Origin of the sequence: Streptomyces sp. NPDC057623 (genome assembly GCF_042800355.1) — a bacterium.
GTDB lineage: Bacteria > Actinomycetota > Actinomycetes > Streptomycetales > Streptomycetaceae > Streptomyces.
The window spans coordinates 32,562-49,963 of record NZ_JBHVGZ010000029.1 but is presented as its reverse complement, the minus strand read 5'-3'; the positions used below and the strand labels follow the sequence as shown (position 1 = coordinate 49,963).

Sequence of the window (17,402 nt, the reverse complement as noted above, 5' to 3'; positions counted from 1 at the left end):
CATCCGCAGTTGGTGGGGTGCGACCTCGGGTGTTCTCCGGGAGTTGTCCTCGGGTTCACCGGTGGGGTCGGCGATCAGGAGACCCACGATGGGGCGGAAGGGTTGTACGTGAGTTCGTTAAATCTTTGATGTCTCTGGGGCGTAAGGGCATGGGGGGGGGTGGCCGGCCGTGCGCCGGCCACCCGTGGGGTGATGTCAGTCCGCCATCTGGGCGCCGAACAGCGGAGTGCCGGACGCCGACACCTGGGCGGCGGTCAGGCCGATGCCCCGGCCGGACGTGCTGATCTTCGAGCCGTCGGAGGCGAAGGCCACGACGTAGCCGTCGCGGTTGTTCTCGTACGGCAGGCCCACCGTCAGGTCCGCCTTGCCGTCGCCGGTGGTGTCGGTGAGCAGCAGCTCGCCGCCGAAGCCGTCGCCCTTCTCGTTGTCACCGGGCACGCCGGGCGTGTCCTGGGCCAGGGACTGGGCGGGGCCGCCCTGGAAGCCGGACGTCGAGCCGTAGAGGACGGAGACCATGCCGGCGTCGGCGACGCCGTTCAGGTCCTCGCCGGGCGAGCCGATGGCGAGGTCGTCGTAGCCGTCGCCGTTGATGTCCCCGAGGGAGAGCTCCCAGCCGAAGGCGTCCCCTGTCTCGCTGGTGCCGGGGATGCCGTCGCTGTTCTGCTCCAGGGTCCCCGTGCCGCCGTTCGGGCCGGCCGACGTGCCCCAGACGACCCGGACGGCACCGCCCTTGGCGGCCCCCGCGCTGTCCGAGGAGGCGTCCCAGTGGTTGCCGATGACGATGTCGCCGTAGCCGTCGTTGTCGATGTCGCCGATGTCGGAGATGAGCCCGGCCGGCAGCTTGTGGGCGCCGGAGGTGGTCACACCGCCGGTGGAGCCGGGCAGGTAGTAGTTGGCGTTGAAGTAGTAGTCGCCGCTCGTCTCGCCCTCGTAGCCGTCGACGAGGAGGTCGGTGCGGCCGTCGTTGTTCACGTCGCCCGGCGTGAGGTTGAAGATGTCGTTGCCCTGCACCTTCAGGACCGGCGTGGTGACCTTGTAATGGCCGCCGGTGGCGCCGGACTTGGTGAAGCCGCCCCGGTAGACGTCGACCGTGTTCTGGTCCGAGCCGACGGCGAGGTCGGCACGGCCGTCGCCGTTGTAGTCGCCGGCGGCGAGCGGGGCGCCGAAGGAGTCGTGGCTGCCGGGGGCGGGGTCGGAGACCGTGGTGCCGCCCGACAGGCCGGCCGAGCCACCCCACAGGATGACCGCGGTGCCGCCGTCGGTGTCCGAGCCGACGTCCTCGCCGGGCACGCCCACGGCCAGGTCGGCGTAGCCGTCGCCGTTGAAGTCGCCGGCCGAGGTGTGCGAACCGAAGCCGTCGCCCGCCTCGGCGCCGCCCGGGACGCCCGCGCTGTTCTGGGAGAGGGACTGGATCTTGCCGGCGCCCGCCCCGGTCGGGGAGCCGTACAGGACGGTCACCGAACCGGCCGTCGCGTGGCCGGCCACGGAGGCACGCGGGGCGGAGACCGCCACGTCCTGGTACCCGTCGCCGTTGAAGTCGCCCTCCAGGCCGGAGGCGGCCGCCGCGGGAACGGCGGCGACGACGAGCAGACCGCCCGTGAGTGCGCCGGCGGCCGCGGTCGCCACAGCGGTACGGAGGTTTTTGCGCATGCGGTTCTCCTGCGGATACGGATGCCTGCCGAATAGGGGGCGACCACCTCCGTCGGCCCGGTGTTCTCCTGGGCTTTACGGGGTGATCGCGGTGCAGGAGACCTCTGAGGTGTGCGGATGGTTGTACGTCGAACAGGAGATGGCCACGACGCCAGGAGACCTTGGGCGGGATCCCGTACGAAGCCGTGAGGCGTGATCGAGTTGGCCGGCCAGGCCGGTGAGGTCGTCGGCGTACAGGTCGAACCGGTCCGCGGAGGTGGGCGGGCCGCCGACGGGGCGGGCGACGTGGGCGGTGCGCAGGCCGAGGCTCTGTGCTCCGCGCAGGTCCCAGGCGTGGGCGGCGACCATCAGGAGCCGCTTTGGCGGTCGTCCGGAGACGGTGACGGCCAGCTGGTAGACCGCCGGGTCCGGCTTGTACGTCTGGCGTCCTCGGCGGACAGGGTCTGGTGCCAGCGCATCCCGGCGTGGGCGTTGAGCTCCAGCAGCGCAGCGCCGTCCGGCTCGCGTTGGAGAGCCCGACCAGCCGGAACCGCTCGGCGATTCGGGCGAGCCCTGTCACGGTGTCGGGCCACGGCGGGAGCCTGCGACCCGACAGGGCCGGTGCCGCCACGGCGGTCGGGTCGTCGACTCCGGCGGCATCGGCGACGAGCCGGGCGGCTTCCAGGTCCAGGAGGTCGCTGGTGAGGTAGGGTCGGACGCCGTCGAGCACGCGCCGTTGCTCGCGGTCGATGTGCTGCCACAGCGACAAGAGCTGCTCGACCCCGGGGTCGTCGAGCGACGGGGCGAGTTCACGCATGCCGGCGCGGAAACCGGCGGGTTCGTCGACGAGCGTGCCGAGCACGTCGAGCACGACGGCATCGATCTCTGGCGGTGCCATGCGCGAGGCATCCTGGAGTAAGCAGCGGCGTTCGAGCGGATGTTGGCCGAACACGGCGGAGGCCACCCGGATTCCCGACCCGCACGGTGGCCGACCGGCCGGCCCCCGTCAGCCGAGCGGAACAACGCCGCGGGTCACTGCACCTGGCGTCCCTGCCCGTGCCCGTGCCCGTGCCCGTACCCGCGCCCCGTCGCGGACGCGAAGCCCAGCCACGTATGCCGGTTGCCCCACCAGCACCAGCCGACCTTCGGGGCGTCGCGCCGCTCGCGGCCGTCGCGTCCCGTGCCGTTGCTGATCCAGATCGCCGGGGTGCGGGCGTCCGGCGTGCCGTTCGGCTTGCGCAGGCGGGAGCCGATCGTCATGAAGCAGCGGTTGCGTTGGAGGGCCGCCGGTTGCTGGAGCACCCAGTGGATGCCCTCGGTGAGCAGCAGGGGCGTGCGGTCCGCCTCGGCCAGGGCCGGCAGCGCCTCCTCCGGGCTCCAGTTGGCCATGTGGTCGCCGCGGTCGACGCCGCTGACGACGTAGAGAGGCGAGTCCGGCAGCTCGACGGCGTCCGGGGCGAAGTCGTCGACATCGGGCATGTCGACGACGACGAAGCCCGGCTTGTCGCCGCGGCGGAGCAGCGGGGTGAGGGCGGACGCGGGGACGCGGTCCGGGTGGACGGCGAGCAGGGCGTCGCCGTCGCCGCCGTGGGCGCCCTCGGCGAAGGCGCGCAGTTCGTCGGCCGGTGTCCCGGCGAGTTCGTGCACGCCGAGGGAGATCAGGTGCTCGGCCTGGGCGGGGAGCGGCGGGAGCGGGGGCAGGGGGGTGGTGGCGTCGGGTGATGTGGAGGTGTCGGGCAAGGCACTCCTCGGGCCAGCGGTCGGTGGGCCTGAGGGCAACGAGGGTGCCTGCCGGAATGTTCCCGGCGCGGGGTCCCGACAGACGTGTGGATTCCGTGACCCCCGCCCGGTTTCTTTACCCTTTCATGGCATGATCGGGCCCATTCGGCCGCCGGTCACCGTCCGGCGTTTGCCGATGCGACCGTGAAATGCGAACGGGGAGGACCGGCGTGGGGGGCCACTTCAAAACGGATATCGATCAGCTCGCCGCCTTCACCAAGGACCTCGACAGCGCCCACGACTCCCTCGAACAGGTGCGGACCGCCCTCCAGCATGTGCGGTCGGACCAGATCGGGACGTCGGAGCTGGACGAGGCGTGCGACGCGTTCCAGGAGCGCTGGAAGTACGGCAACGAGCAGATCAAGGAGCGCATCGGCAAGCTCACTGAGGGGCTCCAGAAGAACACGGACAACTACCGCGAAGTGGAGACCTCCCTGGAGGAGAGCTTCAAGCGTGCCGCGGCTGCGGGGAAGTGATCACGGTGGCACGGAATCCCTATGTCCACCTGGGCTGGAACCCGGTACCGGGACAGCCGGGCGAGGTCGAGAAGCTCCGCACCCAGCTGGTCAATTCGGCGAGCGCGCTGCAGACGGCGTACCAGAAGATCGACAAGCTGCTCGGCGAGTCCAGCTTCTGGGAGGGGGACGCGGCCGTCGGCTTCCGCGAGGCCCTCGACGGCGATCTGCCGAAGTACATGAAGGACGCCCACAAGTCCCTGTCGCTGGCCGCCGGTCACCTCGGGGCATGGCACGGCGGGCTGACCAGCCGTATGGAGCTGGCGCACAAGTACGACATCGAGGCGGCCGACCACCAGGGCGACCTGAAGACCGCCAACGCGCAGCACGACACGGCCAAGCAGGACCCTGACCTGAAGCTCGCCGGGCAGACCTTCGAGGAGGGCCCCGAGCTCCAGTCCGCCCAGGCCCGTCTGAACGCGGCCAACGCCCGGCTCACCGACGCCGTCACGGCCGTCAACAACGCGCAGGGCGCCCTCGACACGGTGATGCGCAAGGCGCGGGAGCTGGAGGGGACGCACGAGGACGAGGCGCGGAACATCGCGAAGCAGCTGAAGGACGCCACGAAGGATCTGGCGCCCGAGGAGCCGGGTTGGCTGAGCAAGGCGCTCAGCTGGATCGGTGACAACCTCACGAACATCCTGAGTGTGCTGGCAGCGGTTGCGGGGTTGCTGGCGCTGCTGTGCACGGGGCCGTTCGGGATCGCGATGCTGCTGGCCGCCGGTGCGCTGAGCCTGGCCACGATGGGCTCCCGGCTCGCCGACCCCAAGGTACGGGCCTCGCTCGCGGACGGGTTCACCAAGGGCGAGTTCGACGCGGACTTCTGGGAGAACTCGGTGGGGCTCGTCGGTGACGCGCTCGGCGCGGTGCCGGGCGTGGGCGCCGTGAGCCGTGGCCTCAACGGTGCGATCCAGTCGACGAGGTTCGCGTCCGAGGCCGTGACCGCCGGGCAGTTCCTCGGGCGGTTCGCCGACGACACCGTCACCGCCGCCGGCCGGATCGCGACCGCGGGTTCCTACAACCCGGTCGGAGACCTGGTGGCGCACGCTGCGGGCGGCAGCCAGGCCGTCAGAGCGGGCGCGGACCTGGTCTCGCCGATCACGGGTGTCGTCACCGCCGGCTACGGACTGGCCGCCGAGAACATCGACGCCCTGAAGAGCGACGGCGGCAAGAACACCGCCACCGGCGTCGACGCGGCCCGCGCGGGCCTGTTCGACGGTCCCGGCGCCGTGGCGGTCATCGGCAATGTCGCGAGGGTGCTGCGATGACCCAGGAAGCCGCCGGGCAGCCGCCGCTGCGTCTCGTCATCGACGACTCGGCCCGGGATCCCAGCTCGAAGATCTGGTACGCCCTGCCGGCCGGGTACCTCAACGTCCCCCTCGACGCCCTCGACCCCGAACCGGGCTCGGAGCAGGAGGCGTACCTCCAGCAGGCCATGGAGCTGGTCCTCGGCCTGGCCCCCGAGGACCAGCGCGACCGGTACACGGGCGCCCTGCGCGACGTCCGGTTCATGACCGCCCGAATGCGGAGCGAGGGCGTCATCGCCTGCTCGCTCGGCATGCACATCGCGGACAACGGCACCTCCGCCATGTCCGTGTTCACTGTGGCGGTCAAGGACATCGACTGGGCCCCGGCCAAGATCACGGCGGTGCGCGCGGTCTCGCTGCGCGAAAGCACCGAGAACGTCGAGCTGCTGACGCTGCCGGGCGGGCGCCCGGCGTCGGTCTCCGACACCCTGATCACCATGCCCGACCTGGAGGGCGTACCCGGCCAGGACCTCTACCAGTGCACCCTCCACATCCCGGCTCCCTCGGGCACGCAGCTGGGCGTCCTGACGCTGAGCAGCACGGCCGTGGGCTCCCGGAAGCACTACCGCGACATGATGACGGGCATCGCGCACACGGTGTCCTTCCACGACCCGATGCCGGAGATCGAGCGCGCCGCACGCGGTGACGGGCCCGACGGCACGGGTGGTGTCGCGGGCGACATCGCCTCCGACTTCGGCTGACCCGGGACGGGCACATGACCATGAACCTCGACAAGCAGGGCTTCGACGGCCCGGTGGCGTGGGACACGCCGGGCACCCGAAGCGCACTACGCCGCTTGATGGCGTGGAACCTGACCAAGTTCCTCGTCTGGATGGCCCTTTGGTGGGCCGCTCTGTACGCCACGGTCATGCTGCCGGTGGCGGCCGTGGCGCCCATGGTGCTCGTCCTGCTCGTCCTCGCGGTCCTGGAGGTCCGGGCCCTCGGCCGCCTCGGCAGGGGCATGCGGATGCGGCGCGTCCTCGCCGTCTACCCCTGGCGTCAGCAGCCGGGTACGGTCCGGGTCGACAGGGGCAAGGCGGTCTTCGTGCTGCCCGACCCCGACCACCCGGAGAAGACGGTGTCGCTGAAGCTGGCCGACGTGCTGTTCCGGCCCTGGACCCACGAGGCCCTCAAGGACTACGACGACGAACTCTGGTACGCGGGCGACCCCCGCTTCGCCTGCGTGGTGGCCAAGCCGGGCCTGCGCGGACTGGACTGCCTCAGCCAGCCCACCGCGTACGACCACCGCACCGACGCCCGCCGCAAGGGCCTCAGCCCCGAAGCCCGCCGCCGCGCCAAGGCGATCGGCGCCCGGGTGGCCGACTGACGGGGCCGGCGCCGGCCCGGCTACCGCGCCAGGAACTCCGAGCTGGAGAACCGCACCGACGGCTCCGCCGCCACCAGGCCCTTCTTGGCGCCCGGGTACACGGCCACGGTGTCCTTCGTCTCGCCGACGTACGTCCGCACCACCAGGTCCGCCCGTCCGTCCCCGTCGAAGTCGCCGACCGTCACGACACGCGTCGTGCCCCGCGCGGGTGGCCGCACGGTCACCATGCCCGCCGTCGCCAGTCCTGCCGTACGGCCGTGCAGGACGCGCAACTGTGAGCCGCTGGTGACGAGTTCGCTGAGCCCGTCGCCGTCGAAGTCGGCGGCGTCGAGCACCGAGCCGGGGGTGGCGAGGGTTCCGCGTGCGGTGGCGGCCGGGAGGTCGTAGCGCAGGGACGTTCCGCCCATGGTGCCGATCGCCGCGTCGAGGGTCGCCCTGCCCTTGCCGAAGGCGCCGAGGGCCACGTCGATGCCGGCGGGGAGGGTGACTCCCGTGCGGGTGGGCCCGGTCGGGCCGCCGAGGACGACGGCCGACTTGCCGGTGCCCTCCGTCGTACGGACCACCAGGTCGTCGTATCCGTCGTCGTCCACGTCGGCCGCCGGGCCCGTGGGGGCGTTGCCGGGGGCCTGGATCGGGGCGGGGGCGGTGCGCGGGCTGCCCTTGCGGGTGAACGGGCCCCGCAGGTAGCTCAGTCGGCCGCCCGACGCGTGGACGACCAGGTCCTGCGCGTCGTCGCCGTCGAAGTCGCCGCACACCGGCTGGTCGGGCCAGTCGTTGCCGACGCGGGCGCGGCCCGGGATCACGAGCTTGACCGCTTTGCCGGTGAGGCCGCCCGGGGAGCCGTAGAGGATCTGCAACGGCACCGGCGGCTGTCCCTGGCCGTCGAAGGGCGGGTCGGTGGAGATGACCAGGTCGGTGAAACCGTCGCCGTCCAGGTCGCAGCTCGCCTCCGCGTCGAAGACGGCCGGCAGCTGTCCCTTGGTCGGCGCCGCCTGGCGCCGCGGGCTGAGCAACTGCCGTGCGCCCGGGGTCAGTCCGCGCTCGCCGCCGTAGACGATGCCGATGCCCGCGTCGTCGGCGTGGGCCTGGGCCTTGACCAGGTCGTTGAGGACCAGGTCGCGGTGGCCGTCGCCGTTGAAGTCGACGGGGGTCTTGCTGCCCTTGCCGTGCGGGACGGGGAGTTGGGCGGGGGCGTCGGCCACGTGGACGGGGGTGTGCCGGGCCTGTTCGGCGTCGTCGTGCGAGGCGGGGCCACAGGCGGCGACCGTGAGGGCGATGGCTCCGAGGGTGCCGGTCAGGGCCGCCGTACACTTCCCGCTTCTTCGCGCGCGCACCGCTCACTCACCTCGTCCGCATCAAGGGCAACACCGCCCGACAACTGGGCAATGATGCACGTGTTCGAGGCGGGGTGACAGACCTGTGCCGGGACAACGGCCGGGACCTGACGACACCGAACCGTACATTTGGTTTCATTCGATACCGTATCGAATGACTGGATGGCGGTAATCTGGCCGCATGACCGCCGATCTTCCGCAGCCCGCCACCGCCACCGCCACCGCCACCGCCTCGCGAGCGACCGACGGCCCCGGTGACGCGTCGCCCTTCGCGCTCGGTCTGCTGCTGCGCCGGGCGCACTGGCGGGCGCAGACGGTGATGACGGAGGCGCTGCGGCCGCTGGGTATCGAGCTGCGCCACTTCTCCGTGCTGATCGTGCTGGTCAACCACGGGCCCACGGTGCAGCGCGACCTTGCGGCGGCGACGGGCACGGACAAGGCCGGGATCATGCGGGTCGTGGACGACCTGGAGCGCAAGGGGCTGGCCGTGCGCAAGGCCGTGCCGGGGGACCGGCGGGTGCGGGCGGTGGAGATCACGCCCCAGGGGATGGAGCTCTTCGACGCGGCCCATGTGGCGGCGGAGCCGCTGGCCGGGAGTCTGGTCTCTGGGCTGGGGCCCGGCGAGGCCGAGCAGCTGACGGATCTGCTGACCCGGTTCGCCCACCCCGAGGGGGATGAGGACGCCGTGTGACGTCCGGGGGAAGGGCGTCACACGGCGTCCGGTCCGGGGGTCACGCCGCGAGGCGCTCCGCGAGTGCCTTGGCCTTGGCGGCCGCGTCCTCGAAGGCCTGCTTGCGCGAGGCCTCGTAGAGGGGGACCAGCTCCGACATGGCCGGATTGCGGGGGGCCATGGTGAGCTCGGGGACGATGAAGTCGAGATCCAGGCCGAGCGTGCGCTCCAGCACGGCCTCCAGGTAGTTGCGCACGTACTCGAAGCCCTCGCGCGGCGTGCCCGGCGCGTAGGAGCCGCCGCGGCTGGCGACGACGATGACCGGCGTGCCCTGTGCCGAGGGGTTCTCGCCGGCGGTGCGGCCGAGCAGGAGCACGTTGTCCAGCCAGGCCTTGAGGGTCGACGGGATCGAGAAGTTGTGCATGGGGGCGCCGATCAGGACGGCGTCCGCCCGCTCCAGTTCCACCATGAGCTCCTCGCGCCCCGCGAACGCGGCCGACTGCTCCGGGGTGCGTTCGGACGGGGCGACATAACCGGCGGACCACGCGGCGGCCGTGATGTGCGGGACGGGGTCGGCGGCGAGGTCGCGGTGGATCACCGTGCCCCGTGGGTGCTGCTCCTCCCATGCCGCGCGGAAGGCGGCCGCGACCGAACGGGACGAGGACGCCTCGCCGGGGAGCACGGACGAGTCGATGTGCAGCAGCGTGGCCATGGGCTTTCTCCAAGGGGTGATGGCTTGTACTCAACCATAGTTAAACACGAGACGGTATTGAATGATACCGTCGCGAATGCAACGGGGATGGTGCGCCGCGCGAACGGTGTACGGGCAACCGGATCAACGGGCAACCGGATCAACGGGTAAACGGGAGGCTGACGACCTTGGACGTCTTCGAAGCGGTCACGAGCAGGCGGGCGGTACGCGCATTCACCGACCGGCCCGTCCCCAAGGAGGTGCTGGAGCGGGTCCTGTCCACCGCGGCCTGGGCGCCCTCGGCATCGAACCTCCAGCCGTGGCACGCCTACGTACTGACCGGCGACCCGCTGGCCGCCCTGAAGAAGTGCGCCGGTGAGCGTCTGGCCGCGGGCGAGCCCTGGGACGAGCCGGAGTACGAGCAGTACCCGCCCGCGCTCAAGTCCCCCTACCGCGAACGCCGGTCCGCCTTCGGCGAGCAGCGCTACGGCGCTCTCGGCATCCCGCGCGAGGACGTCGAGGCACGCCAGCGGGCCGCCTCCGCGAACTGGGACTGCTTCGGCGCGCCGGCCGCCCTGTTCTGCTACATCGACCGCGCCCTCGGGCCGGCCCAGTGGTCCGACCTCGGCATGTATCTGCAGACCGTCATGCTGCTGCTCCGGGCGGAGGGGCTGCACAGTTGCACACAGATGGCGTGGGCCAAGTACCACCGGTCCGTCGCGGAGATCCTGTCGCCCCCGGACGAGCTCATCCTCTTCTGCGGCATGTCGATCGGGTTCGAGGACGTCGCGGCGGACCACGTCCGCACGGGCCGCGCGCCGCTCGGCGAGACGGTCACGTTCGTCGACGGCGACCGACCCCGCGCGGCGCCGCACTCGCCGCGCGAACATCGTGGCTCATATGCCACATTGCAGACATAAGGCCGTCATCGCAGGCATGGCATCGCAGGCATGGGATCGCAGGCATGGCATCGCAGGCATGACATCGCAGGCATGACAGGGACGAAGGGCACCTCATGAAGTTCGCGGTCATCGGCGGCACCGGCCTGATCGGCTCGCAGGTCGTCAGGAACCTGAACGCCGCCGGGCACGAGGCGGTCCCGCACTCGAAGTCCACCGGAGTCGACGTCATCGCCGGCCAAGGGGTGGACGAGGCGGTGGCGGGGGCCGATGTCGTCGTCAACCTGACGAACTCACCGACCTTCGACGACGCCTCCCCCGCCTTCTTCCGGACCTCGATGGAGAACCTGCTGGCCGCGGCCCACAAGAGCGGCGTCGGCCACTTCGTCGTCCTCTCGATCGTCGGCGTGGACCAGGTGCCGGAGCTGGACTACTACCGGGCCAAGGCGCTCCAGGAGGAGATCCTCGCGGCGGGGCCCGTCCCCTACTCGGTCGTCCGGGCGACGCAGTTCATGGAGTTCATGGACGCCGTCATGTCCTGGACCGCCGACGGCGACACGGTCCGGCTGCCCGCGACGCCGATCCAGCCGATCGCCGCCGCGGACGTGGCCCGGGCGGTGACGGACGTCGCCACCGGCGCCCCGCTGAACGGGGTGCGCGACGTCGCCGGCCCCGAGATCTTCGCCCTGGACGAGCTGGGCCGGATCACCCTGTCCCACAAGGGCGACCACCGTACGGTCGTCACCGACCCCACCGCCGGCATGTTCGCCCTCGTCAAGGGCGACGTCCTCACCGACAAGGAGGCCCGGCTCGCCCCCACGCGCTACGCCGACTGGCTCTCCTGACGAGGACGGGCCCCCACGCTGCCGCCGCGCACCATGAACACGTCCACGGGATCCTCCGTCTCGACCGTGAACCCGTGCCGCTCGTACAGCCGCCGGGCGGCGCTGCCCTGAAGCACGTTCAACCGGACGAGGACGCCGCCCCGGTCGCACCGCGCGAGCAGTTCGCGCAGTACGTCCGAACCGATGCCCCGGCCCTGAAGGCGCGGGGCGAGGTAGAAGTGCTCCAGCCACCGGGTGTCCCCGTCCGGGCGCAGCGCCACGCAGCCCGCGAACGTTCCGCCCACTTCGATCACCCAGGTGTGGGCAGGGTCGAACCCGTCCCGCAGCCGCTGCCGCACCCGGTGCTCGTCGTACCGCCCGAGCCGTTCCAGATCCGCCCGCAGTACCACGGCACGCACCTCGGCCATCGCCTCGACGTCCGGCGCCGATGCCGCCCGAAGGCTCCACTCCGCCATGATCGCCACGCTATCGGGCGGGGCCGCGGCGGCGACACCGTCCACCGCCGAACCCGTACGTCACCGCTGGGCCACGCCCTCTGCCACGCCCGCTGCCTCCGCCGCGTCCTCCGTCCCCGCCTCGGCCTCCCAGCGCAACAGGTCGCCCGGCTGGCATTCGAGCACCTCGCAGAGCGCGGCGAGGGTCGTGAAGCGCACCGCCTTCGCGCGGCCGTTCTTGAGTACGGCGAGGTTGGCGGGGGTGATGCCGACGCGCTCCGCCAGCTCGCCGACGGACAGCTTCCGTCTGGCCAGCAGCACGTCGATGTCGACGACGATCGGCATCAGATCACGGCCTCCAGCTCGGCCCGCATCCGCGTCGCCTCGACATCGCGCGCCACGGCCTGGGCGAGCAGCATCCGCAGGACCAGCACGATGAGCGCGACGGCCATCACCGCCATGGACGCCCCGCAGACCAGCAGGACGACGCCCGGAGCGATGGCCTCGCCCGGGGCCAGCAGGACCGCGAGCGCGAACACCAGGAGCGACGCCGCCGCGATCGCGCCGATCGCGATGTGCACGTACCGGAAGGCGCCGTGGGAGAACACCGTCCCGCGGCGCACCATGGTCACCAGCCGCCAGACGCAGACCACGACGACCTGGCACGTCACCAGGCCCAGGAGGACGATCGCGAGCAGCGGGGCGCGCACATAGGCGTACTCCGGGCGAAGCCCCTCCAGGTCACCGGCCAGCAGCGGCACCATCACCGCCTGCACGAACACCGACCCGGCGAGCAGCGTCCCGAGCACGACGCGCAGCGTCGGCACCATCAGCCTTCCCATCGCGTCCCGTCCTTTCTCGTCTATCGACCTGCGATGGGAATCTATCGATATTCGATAGGTGTGGCAAGGGGGCGGCGTGGATGCAGCACTGAGGTAGGAGGAAGAGGGCAACCGGAGGCGGAGGAGCGATCGTTTGGAGCGTCGGCACCGGGATCCGGCGGTCCGCCCGCCAGATGTGGCCCCTCTACGCTGCCGGCTTCACCACCGCCTTCGGTGCGCACGGCATCGCCGCCAACCTCGGCGCTCACACCGACGACGCGGTGACCTCCCTGCTCGTCCTGGGCGGCCTGCTCGCTCTGTACGACGGCGCCGAGGTCGTCCTCAAGCCGCTCTTCGGGACGCTCGCCGACCGGATCGGCGCGCGGCCGGTGCTGCTCGGCGGTCTCGTCGCGTTCGCGGTCGCCTCCGCCGCCTACGCCGTAGCCGACAGCCCCGGCTGGCTCTGGGCCGCCCGCCTGGGCCAGGGAGCCGCCGCCTCCGCGTTCTCGCCGTCCGCCTCGGCACTGCTGGCCCGGCTCAACCCGGCGGCCAGGCACGGCCGGGCGTTCGGCGGTTACGGCTTCTACAAGTCCATCGGCTACACCTCGGCCCGCTCCTCGGGGGCGTCCTGGTGTGGGCCGGCGGCCTGCGGCTGCTGTTCACCGTGCTGGCGGCGCTCGGTGTGACGGTCGCGCTCTGGGCCGCGCTCGCCGTCCCGCCCGTACCGCCCCTGCCCAAGCAGCGGCAGACGGTGCTGGACCTGGCCCGGCGCCTGGCCGACCCGGCCTTCCTCCGCCCCACGGCCGCCCTGGCCGCCGCGACCGCCGCCCTCTCCGTCGGCGTCGGATTCCTGCCGGTCTCCGGCGCCGCCGCCGGGCTCGGCACGGTCGCGACCGGCGCGGCGGTCTCGGTACTGGCGGCCTGCGCGGCCGTCGTCCAGCCGAAGGCCGGGCGGGCCCTGGACGAGGGCCGCCTCACCGCCCGCACCGGCCTGACCGCCGGGCTGCTGATCACGGCGGCGGGCCTGGCCTGCGCGATGCTGCCCGGTCTGGCCGGCGTCCTCGCCGCCGCCGCCCTGATCGGCGTCGGCACCGGCCTGATCACCCCGCTGGGCTTCGCCTCGCTGGCCGCCTCCACCCCCGCCGAACGGCTCGGCCAGACCATGGGCTCCGCCGAACTCGGCCGCGAACTCGGTGACGCGGGCGGGCCCCTGCTGGTCGCCGCCGTCGCCTCCCCGGCCACCCTCACCTACGGCTACGCGGCCCTCGCCCTGCTCCTCGCCGCCGGTCCCGCGCTGGCCCTCACCCTCGCCCTCGCCGCCCGGCGGCCGAGGGCCTCGCGCACCGGGGAACGGTAATCGTAAATCCCTCGATAACACCGCGTCATACATATTCCGAATTTCATCGGCCGGGCCCTGTCATTGGATATTCCAGATAATCACCGTTGACGCATATTCCCCCGAATGCCAGATGTCCTGCCCTGCGTGGCGCTCGTTAGGTGGGCGTGACTTGGCAGGAAAAATATGCGGCTGAGGCTTCGCTCCGCTCGCGTCAGACAGCTGATCAGATCACTGCGGATGGCATCACACACTGCTCGGATCTGCTTGAGGACTTTCTGAAAACCATCAGTCGGATGGAGCGAGAATATCTTCGGGCGGCGCTGGAAGGGGAAAATTTCTAGCAATGAGGTCCGACTATGACGCGGTAGACGAACAGGCTCATTACACGCAGCAGCTGGATATGCAGAACCTCTGGCAGGTTCAGGATCAGGCGATGTCGCCGGAGGGCTGGGACCTGGACCAGGAGCTGGCACAGATGCTCGGTGCCACGCACACCCCGGATCCCGTTGCGCCCCGGCAGAACTCCCGGCAGGACAAGGACAGGCAGCCGCTGCCCCGCCCGGTCCACCGAAAGCGCCCGCAGCCCGGCGCGCACACGCTCACCCGAAACCCGAGGTTCCTCACCGTCTCGGTCTTGGTCACACTCATCACCCTGTGTGCGGTGACGATGCTCACCTGGTCCATCTCGTATTCGTACGATCAGCTGCGTTCCATCGCGCTGCTCGTGGTGTCGCCGAAGCTGGCCCACTGGTGGCCTCTGACGGTCTACGGGCCGTGGCTGCTGGCCGGTCTGTCCATTCTGCGGGCATCCGTGCAGCGCCGGACCGCTCGCCGGTCCTGGGCCGTCATGTTCATCTCCTCCGGGACCGCGGTGGCGCTGTGCATCGGCCAGTCGGCGCATTCCCTGCTGGCGATGGTCGTCGTAGGAATTCCGCCGATCACCGCCCTGGTCTGCTTCCGCGAACTCGTCGGCCAGTTCTCCTCGCGGCGCGGGCCCCGCCATGCCGCCGACGCCATGAACGGACCCAAGCAGCCCAAGTCGTGAGCCGCCCGGGGGCGTTCCGGACGGAATGCCCGGCCGGCGGGTCAGGACTGGTACGGCTGCTGCGGCTGCCCGTACGACTGCTGACCGCCGGGCCCGCCGGAGACGGCCTGCGCCTGCAACTGCTCCGCCTGCTCGCCGGTCACCTTCTGCTCCGCGCCGCAGAAGGTGCACTGCGTCGCGTACTTGGTCGAGACGGGGAACAGCGGCACGAAGAACAGCGTGAACTTCGTGACGCGCTTGCGCAGGGTGTGCGCGGAGGGGTTGCCGCACTGGCCGCACACCAGCGTCAGTATCGCGAGCTGGTAGAGGTAGCCCTTGGTGCCGAAGATGATCACTTGCCGGGTCCTTTCGGATCAGTTCCTGCCTACAGCCTGCCGTAACACGGCGCCCCCTGTCCCGTGCGGGACAGGGGGCGCCGTGGCGTTGTCGGGCTCGGCTACTTCACGGGCTCGGGCTCCGGCTCGCTCTCCGTTGCCGCCGTGTCCTCGGGGTCCACCGGCGTCTTGACGGACTCCAGCAGCAGCTGGGCGACGTCGACGACCTGGATGGACTCCTTGGCCTTGCCATCGTTCTTCTTGCCGTTCACGGAGTCCGTGAGCATGACCAGGCAGAACGGGCAGGCGGTGGAGACGATGTCCGGGTTGGTCGCGAGGGCCTCGTCGACGCGCTCGTTGTTGATGCGCTTGCCGATCCGCTCCTCCATCCACATCCGCGCGCCACCGGCGCCACAGCAGAAGCCGCGCTCCTTGTGGCGGTGCATCTCCTCGTTGCGCAGGCCCGGGACGCTGGCGATGATCTCCCGCGGCGGCGTGTAGATCTTGTTGTGGCGGCCCAGGTAGCAGGGGTCGTGGTAGGTGATGATGCCCTCGACCGGCGTCACCGGGACCAGCTTGCCCTCGTCCACCAGGTGCTGGAGCAGCTGGGTGTGGTGGATGACCTCGTAGTCGCCGCCGATCTGCGGGTACTCGTTGCCGATCGTGTTGAGGCAGTGCGGGCAGGTGGCGACGATCTTCTTCGCCGACTTCGGCTTCTTCGACTCGGGCGTGACGTTGCCCTCGTCGTCCATCTCCTCGCCGAACGCCATGTTCAGCGCGGCGACGTTCTCCATGCCGAGTTCCTGGAACAGGGGCTCGTTGCCGAGGCGGCGGGCGGAGTCACCGGTGCACTTCTCGTCGCCGCCCATGATCGCGAACTTGACGCCCGCCATGTGCAGCAGCTCGGCGAAGGCCTTGGTGGTCTTCTTGGCCCGGTCCTCCAGGGCGCCGGCGCAGCCGACCCAGTAGAGGTACTCGACCTCGGTGAGGTCCTCGATGTCCTTGCCGACGACCGGCACCTCGAAGTCGACTTCCTTGAGCCACTCCAGGCGCTGCTTCTTGGCCAGGCCCCAGGGGTTGCCCTTCTTCTCCAGGTTCTTGAGCATCGTGCCCGCCTCGGACGGGAACGCGGACTCGATCATCACCTGGTAGCGGCGCATGTCGACGATGTGGTCGATGTGCTCGATGTCCACCGGGCACTGCTCGACGCAGGCGCCGCAGGTGGTGCAGGACCACAGGACGTCCGGGTCGATGACGCCATTCTCCTCGGCGGTGCCGATCAGCGGACGCTCGGCCTCCGCGAGGGCGGCCGCCGGCACGCCGGCCAGCTGCTCCTCGGACGCCTTCTCCTCGCCCTCCATCGTCTTGCCGCCGCCGGCCAGCAGGTACGGGGCCTTGGCGTGCGCGTGGTCGCGCAGCGACATGATCAGCAGCTTGGGGGAGAGGGGCTTGCCCGTGTTCCAGGCGGGGCACTGCGACTGGCAGCGGCCGCACTCGGTGCAGGTGGAGAAGTCCAGCAGGCCCTTCCAGGAGAACTGCTCGACCTGGGAGACACCGAAGACGTCGTCCTCGCCGGGGTCGGTGAAGTCGATCGGCTTGCCGCCCGACGTCATCGGCAGCAGCGCGCCGAGCGAGGTCCCGCCGTCCGCGTTGCGCTTGAACCAGATGTTCGGGAACGCCAGGAAGCGGTGCCAGGCCACACCCATGTCGGTCTTCAGGGCGACCGTGATCATCCAGATGAAGGAGGTCGCGATCTTCACGCCGGCGAAGAGGTAGGTGAGGTTCTGGAGGGTGGAGAGGTCCAGGCCCTCCAGCGCCGACACCACCGGGTACGAGATGAAGAACGAGGCCTCGTAGCCGTCCACGTGGTGCTGGGCGCCCTCCAGCGCGTGCAGCATGAAGATGCAGACGCCGACGATGAGGATGACGCTCTCGACGAAGTACGCCTGGCCGGTGTTGGAGCCGGCGAAGCGGGACTTGCGGCCCGGCTTGCCCGGCCGGTTCAGCTGGCGGATCACGATCAGGGTGAGGATGCCGAGCACCGTCATCGTGCCGAGGAACTCGACGAAGACGTTGTACGGCGCCCAGTCGCCGATGACCGGCAGCAGCCAGTCGGCCTGGAACAGCTGGCCGATGGCGTTGACGATCGTCAGCAGCAGCGAGAAGAAGCCCACCGCCACGAACCAGTGCGCGACACCGACGATGCCCCAGCGGTTCATCCGGGTGTGGCCGAGGAACTCCCGGGCCACGGTGACGGTGCGCTGGACGGGCTCGTCGGTACGGGTACCGGCGGGCACGTTCTGGCCGAGCCGCATGAAGGTGTAGATCTGGAGGAGGGCGCGGGCGAACAGGGCCACGCCGACCACGATCAGAACCAGCGACACGATGATCGCGGCGAGTTGCATTTCGGGGCTCCTCGGGCCTGCGAGGGGTGGTTCGAGGGGGTCCTCGAC

General features: G+C 70.8%; 17 protein-coding genes and 2 pseudogenes. 9 read left to right on the top strand and 10 right to left on the bottom strand.

The window, feature by feature from the left end; all coding sequences use genetic code 11:
• Positions 1–195 precede the first annotated feature (195 nt).
• The 3 genes and pseudogenes from ACFU95_RS26955 to ACFU95_RS26945 all read right to left on the bottom strand — a co-directional run bounded on the left by ACFU95_RS26955 (position 196) and on the right by ACFU95_RS26945 (position 3,369).
• A complete protein-coding gene (locus ACFU95_RS26955; protein WP_383832214.1) occupies positions 196–1,650 on the bottom strand; it encodes an FG-GAP-like repeat-containing protein in 1,455 nt (484 codons plus the stop codon).
• 198 nt (positions 1,651–1,848) lie between these two features.
• Positions 1,849–2,527, bottom strand: a pseudogene (locus ACFU95_RS26950) (haloacid dehalogenase type II); the annotation flags it as partial.
• Between the two features lie 134 nt (positions 2,528–2,661).
• Positions 2,662–3,369 carry a DUF5701 family protein gene (locus ACFU95_RS26945; RefSeq protein ID WP_383832212.1) on the bottom strand — a complete coding sequence of 236 codons (708 nt, stop codon included), beginning with the start codon at positions 3,367–3,369 and terminating at the stop codon, positions 2,662–2,664.
• A gap of 209 nt (positions 3,370–3,578) precedes the next feature.
• Here ACFU95_RS26945 and ACFU95_RS26940 point away from each other — a divergent pair, with 209 nt between their 5' ends.
• From ACFU95_RS26940 to ACFU95_RS26925, 4 genes are read left to right on the top strand one after another with little or no spacing between them, the layout of a single operon-like run.
• Positions 3,579–3,884 carry a hypothetical protein gene (locus tag ACFU95_RS26940; RefSeq protein WP_383832210.1) on the top strand — a complete coding sequence of 102 codons (306 nt, stop codon included), beginning with the start codon at positions 3,579–3,581 and terminating at the stop codon, positions 3,882–3,884.
• A 5-nt stretch (positions 3,885–3,889) separates the two neighbouring features.
• A complete protein-coding gene (locus tag ACFU95_RS26935; protein ID WP_383832208.1) occupies positions 3,890–5,191 on the top strand; it encodes a hypothetical protein in 1,302 nt (433 codons plus the stop codon).
• A complete protein-coding gene (locus ACFU95_RS26930; RefSeq protein ID WP_383832206.1) occupies positions 5,188–5,931 on the top strand; it encodes a hypothetical protein in 744 nt (247 codons plus the stop codon). Before ACFU95_RS26935 ends, ACFU95_RS26930 begins: the two co-directional genes overlap by 4 nt.
• Before the next feature lie 14 nt (positions 5,932–5,945).
• Positions 5,946–6,557 (top strand): hypothetical protein, encoded by a 612-nt coding sequence (locus ACFU95_RS26925; protein WP_383832204.1) that lies wholly within the window; start codon positions 5,946–5,948, stop codon positions 6,555–6,557.
• Positions 6,558–6,577: 20 nt separating this feature from the next.
• Here the strand turns inward: ACFU95_RS26925 and ACFU95_RS26920 are convergent, their stop codons facing one another.
• The gene (locus ACFU95_RS26920) at positions 6,578–7,891 is read right to left on the bottom strand and encodes an FG-GAP repeat domain-containing protein (RefSeq protein WP_383832202.1); all 1,314 of its coding nucleotides are present in this window, start codon (positions 7,889–7,891) and stop codon (positions 6,578–6,580) included.
• Between the two features lie 181 nt (positions 7,892–8,072).
• On the opposite strand from ACFU95_RS26920, the gene ACFU95_RS26915 reads away from it, so the two are divergent.
• On the top strand, positions 8,073–8,582 hold the full coding sequence (locus ACFU95_RS26915; protein ID WP_383832200.1) for a MarR family winged helix-turn-helix transcriptional regulator: 510 nt from the start codon (positions 8,073–8,075) through the stop codon (positions 8,580–8,582).
• 40 nt (positions 8,583–8,622) lie between these two features.
• Here the strand turns inward: ACFU95_RS26915 and ACFU95_RS26910 are convergent, their stop codons facing one another.
• Positions 8,623–9,273 (bottom strand): FMN-dependent NADH-azoreductase, encoded by a 651-nt coding sequence (locus ACFU95_RS26910; RefSeq protein ID WP_383832198.1) that lies wholly within the window; start codon positions 9,271–9,273, stop codon positions 8,623–8,625.
• A 167-nt stretch (positions 9,274–9,440) separates the two neighbouring features.
• Here ACFU95_RS26910 and ACFU95_RS26905 point away from each other — a divergent pair, with 167 nt between their 5' ends.
• On the top strand, positions 9,441–10,172 hold the full coding sequence (locus ACFU95_RS26905; RefSeq protein ID WP_383832196.1) for a nitroreductase: 732 nt from the start codon (positions 9,441–9,443) through the stop codon (positions 10,170–10,172).
• A 95-nt stretch (positions 10,173–10,267) separates the two neighbouring features.
• On the top strand, positions 10,268–10,996 hold the full coding sequence (locus ACFU95_RS26900) for an SDR family oxidoreductase (RefSeq protein WP_383832194.1): 729 nt from the start codon (positions 10,268–10,270) through the stop codon (positions 10,994–10,996).
• Here the strand turns inward: ACFU95_RS26900 and ACFU95_RS26895 are convergent.
• From ACFU95_RS26895 to ACFU95_RS26885, 3 genes are read right to left on the bottom strand one after another with little or no spacing between them, the layout of a single operon-like run.
• Positions 10,975–11,451, bottom strand: coding sequence for a GNAT family N-acetyltransferase (locus ACFU95_RS26895; RefSeq protein ID WP_383832192.1), 477 nt, complete (start codon positions 11,449–11,451; stop codon positions 10,975–10,977). The two genes, ACFU95_RS26900 and ACFU95_RS26895, sit on opposite strands and share 22 nt — an antisense overlap.
• Positions 11,452–11,511: 60 nt before the next feature.
• Positions 11,512–11,775, bottom strand: a complete 264-nt coding sequence (locus tag ACFU95_RS26890) for a helix-turn-helix domain-containing protein (RefSeq protein WP_383832190.1) — start codon at positions 11,773–11,775, stop codon at positions 11,512–11,514.
• A complete protein-coding gene (locus ACFU95_RS26885; RefSeq protein WP_383832188.1) occupies positions 11,775–12,272 on the bottom strand; it encodes a DUF2975 domain-containing protein in 498 nt (165 codons plus the stop codon). Before ACFU95_RS26885 ends, ACFU95_RS26890 begins: the two co-directional genes overlap by 1 nt.
• A gap of 173 nt (positions 12,273–12,445) precedes the next feature.
• Here ACFU95_RS26885 and ACFU95_RS26880 point away from each other — a divergent pair.
• Both ACFU95_RS26880 and ACFU95_RS26875 read left to right on the top strand, forming a co-directional pair.
• Positions 12,446–13,608 (top strand): annotated as a pseudogene (locus ACFU95_RS26880) (MFS transporter).
• A gap of 325 nt (positions 13,609–13,933) precedes the next feature.
• A complete protein-coding gene (locus tag ACFU95_RS26875) occupies positions 13,934–14,635 on the top strand; it encodes a DUF2637 domain-containing protein (RefSeq protein WP_383832186.1) in 702 nt (233 codons plus the stop codon).
• A 41-nt stretch (positions 14,636–14,676) separates the two neighbouring features.
• Here ACFU95_RS26875 and ACFU95_RS26870 read toward each other — a convergent pair whose 3' ends face one another.
• Positions 14,677–14,970, bottom strand: a complete 294-nt coding sequence (locus ACFU95_RS26870; protein ID WP_383832184.1) for a zinc-ribbon domain-containing protein — start codon at positions 14,968–14,970, stop codon at positions 14,677–14,679.
• A gap of 101 nt (positions 14,971–15,071) precedes the next feature.
• Positions 15,072–17,354: a (Fe-S)-binding protein gene (locus tag ACFU95_RS26865; RefSeq protein ID WP_383832182.1), complete on the bottom strand. Its 2,283-nt coding sequence runs from the start codon at positions 17,352–17,354 to the stop codon at positions 15,072–15,074.
• Between the last annotated feature and the right edge of the window lie 48 nt (positions 17,355–17,402).

Bases quoted from the DNA above. Each gene is read 5' to 3' on its own strand.
- ACFU95_RS26955 (WP_383832214.1), bottom strand. From the start codon at position 1,650: ATGCGCAAAAACCTCCGTACCGCTGTGGCGACCGCGGCCGCCGGCGCA.
- ACFU95_RS26930 (WP_383832206.1), top strand. From the start codon at position 5,188: ATGACCCAGGAAGCCGCCGGGCAGCCGCCGCTGCGTCTCGTCATCGAC.
- ACFU95_RS26925 (WP_383832204.1), top strand. From the start codon at position 5,946: ATGACCATGAACCTCGACAAGCAGGGCTTCGACGGCCCGGTGGCGTGG.
- ACFU95_RS26915 (WP_383832200.1), top strand. From the start codon at position 8,073: ATGACCGCCGATCTTCCGCAGCCCGCCACCGCCACCGCCACCGCCACC.
- ACFU95_RS26910 (WP_383832198.1), bottom strand. From the start codon at position 9,273: ATGGCCACGCTGCTGCACATCGACTCGTCCGTGCTCCCCGGCGAGGCG.
- ACFU95_RS26900 (WP_383832194.1), top strand. From the start codon at position 10,268: ATGAAGTTCGCGGTCATCGGCGGCACCGGCCTGATCGGCTCGCAGGTC.
- ACFU95_RS26895 (WP_383832192.1), bottom strand. From the start codon at position 11,451: ATGGCGGAGTGGAGCCTTCGGGCGGCATCGGCGCCGGACGTCGAGGCG.
- ACFU95_RS26890 (WP_383832190.1), bottom strand. From the start codon at position 11,775: ATGCCGATCGTCGTCGACATCGACGTGCTGCTGGCCAGACGGAAGCTG.
- ACFU95_RS26885 (WP_383832188.1), bottom strand. From the start codon at position 12,272: ATGGGAAGGCTGATGGTGCCGACGCTGCGCGTCGTGCTCGGGACGCTG.
- ACFU95_RS26875 (WP_383832186.1), top strand. From the start codon at position 13,934: ATGAGGTCCGACTATGACGCGGTAGACGAACAGGCTCATTACACGCAG.
- ACFU95_RS26865 (WP_383832182.1), bottom strand. From the start codon at position 17,354: ATGCAACTCGCCGCGATCATCGTGTCGCTGGTTCTGATCGTGGTCGGC.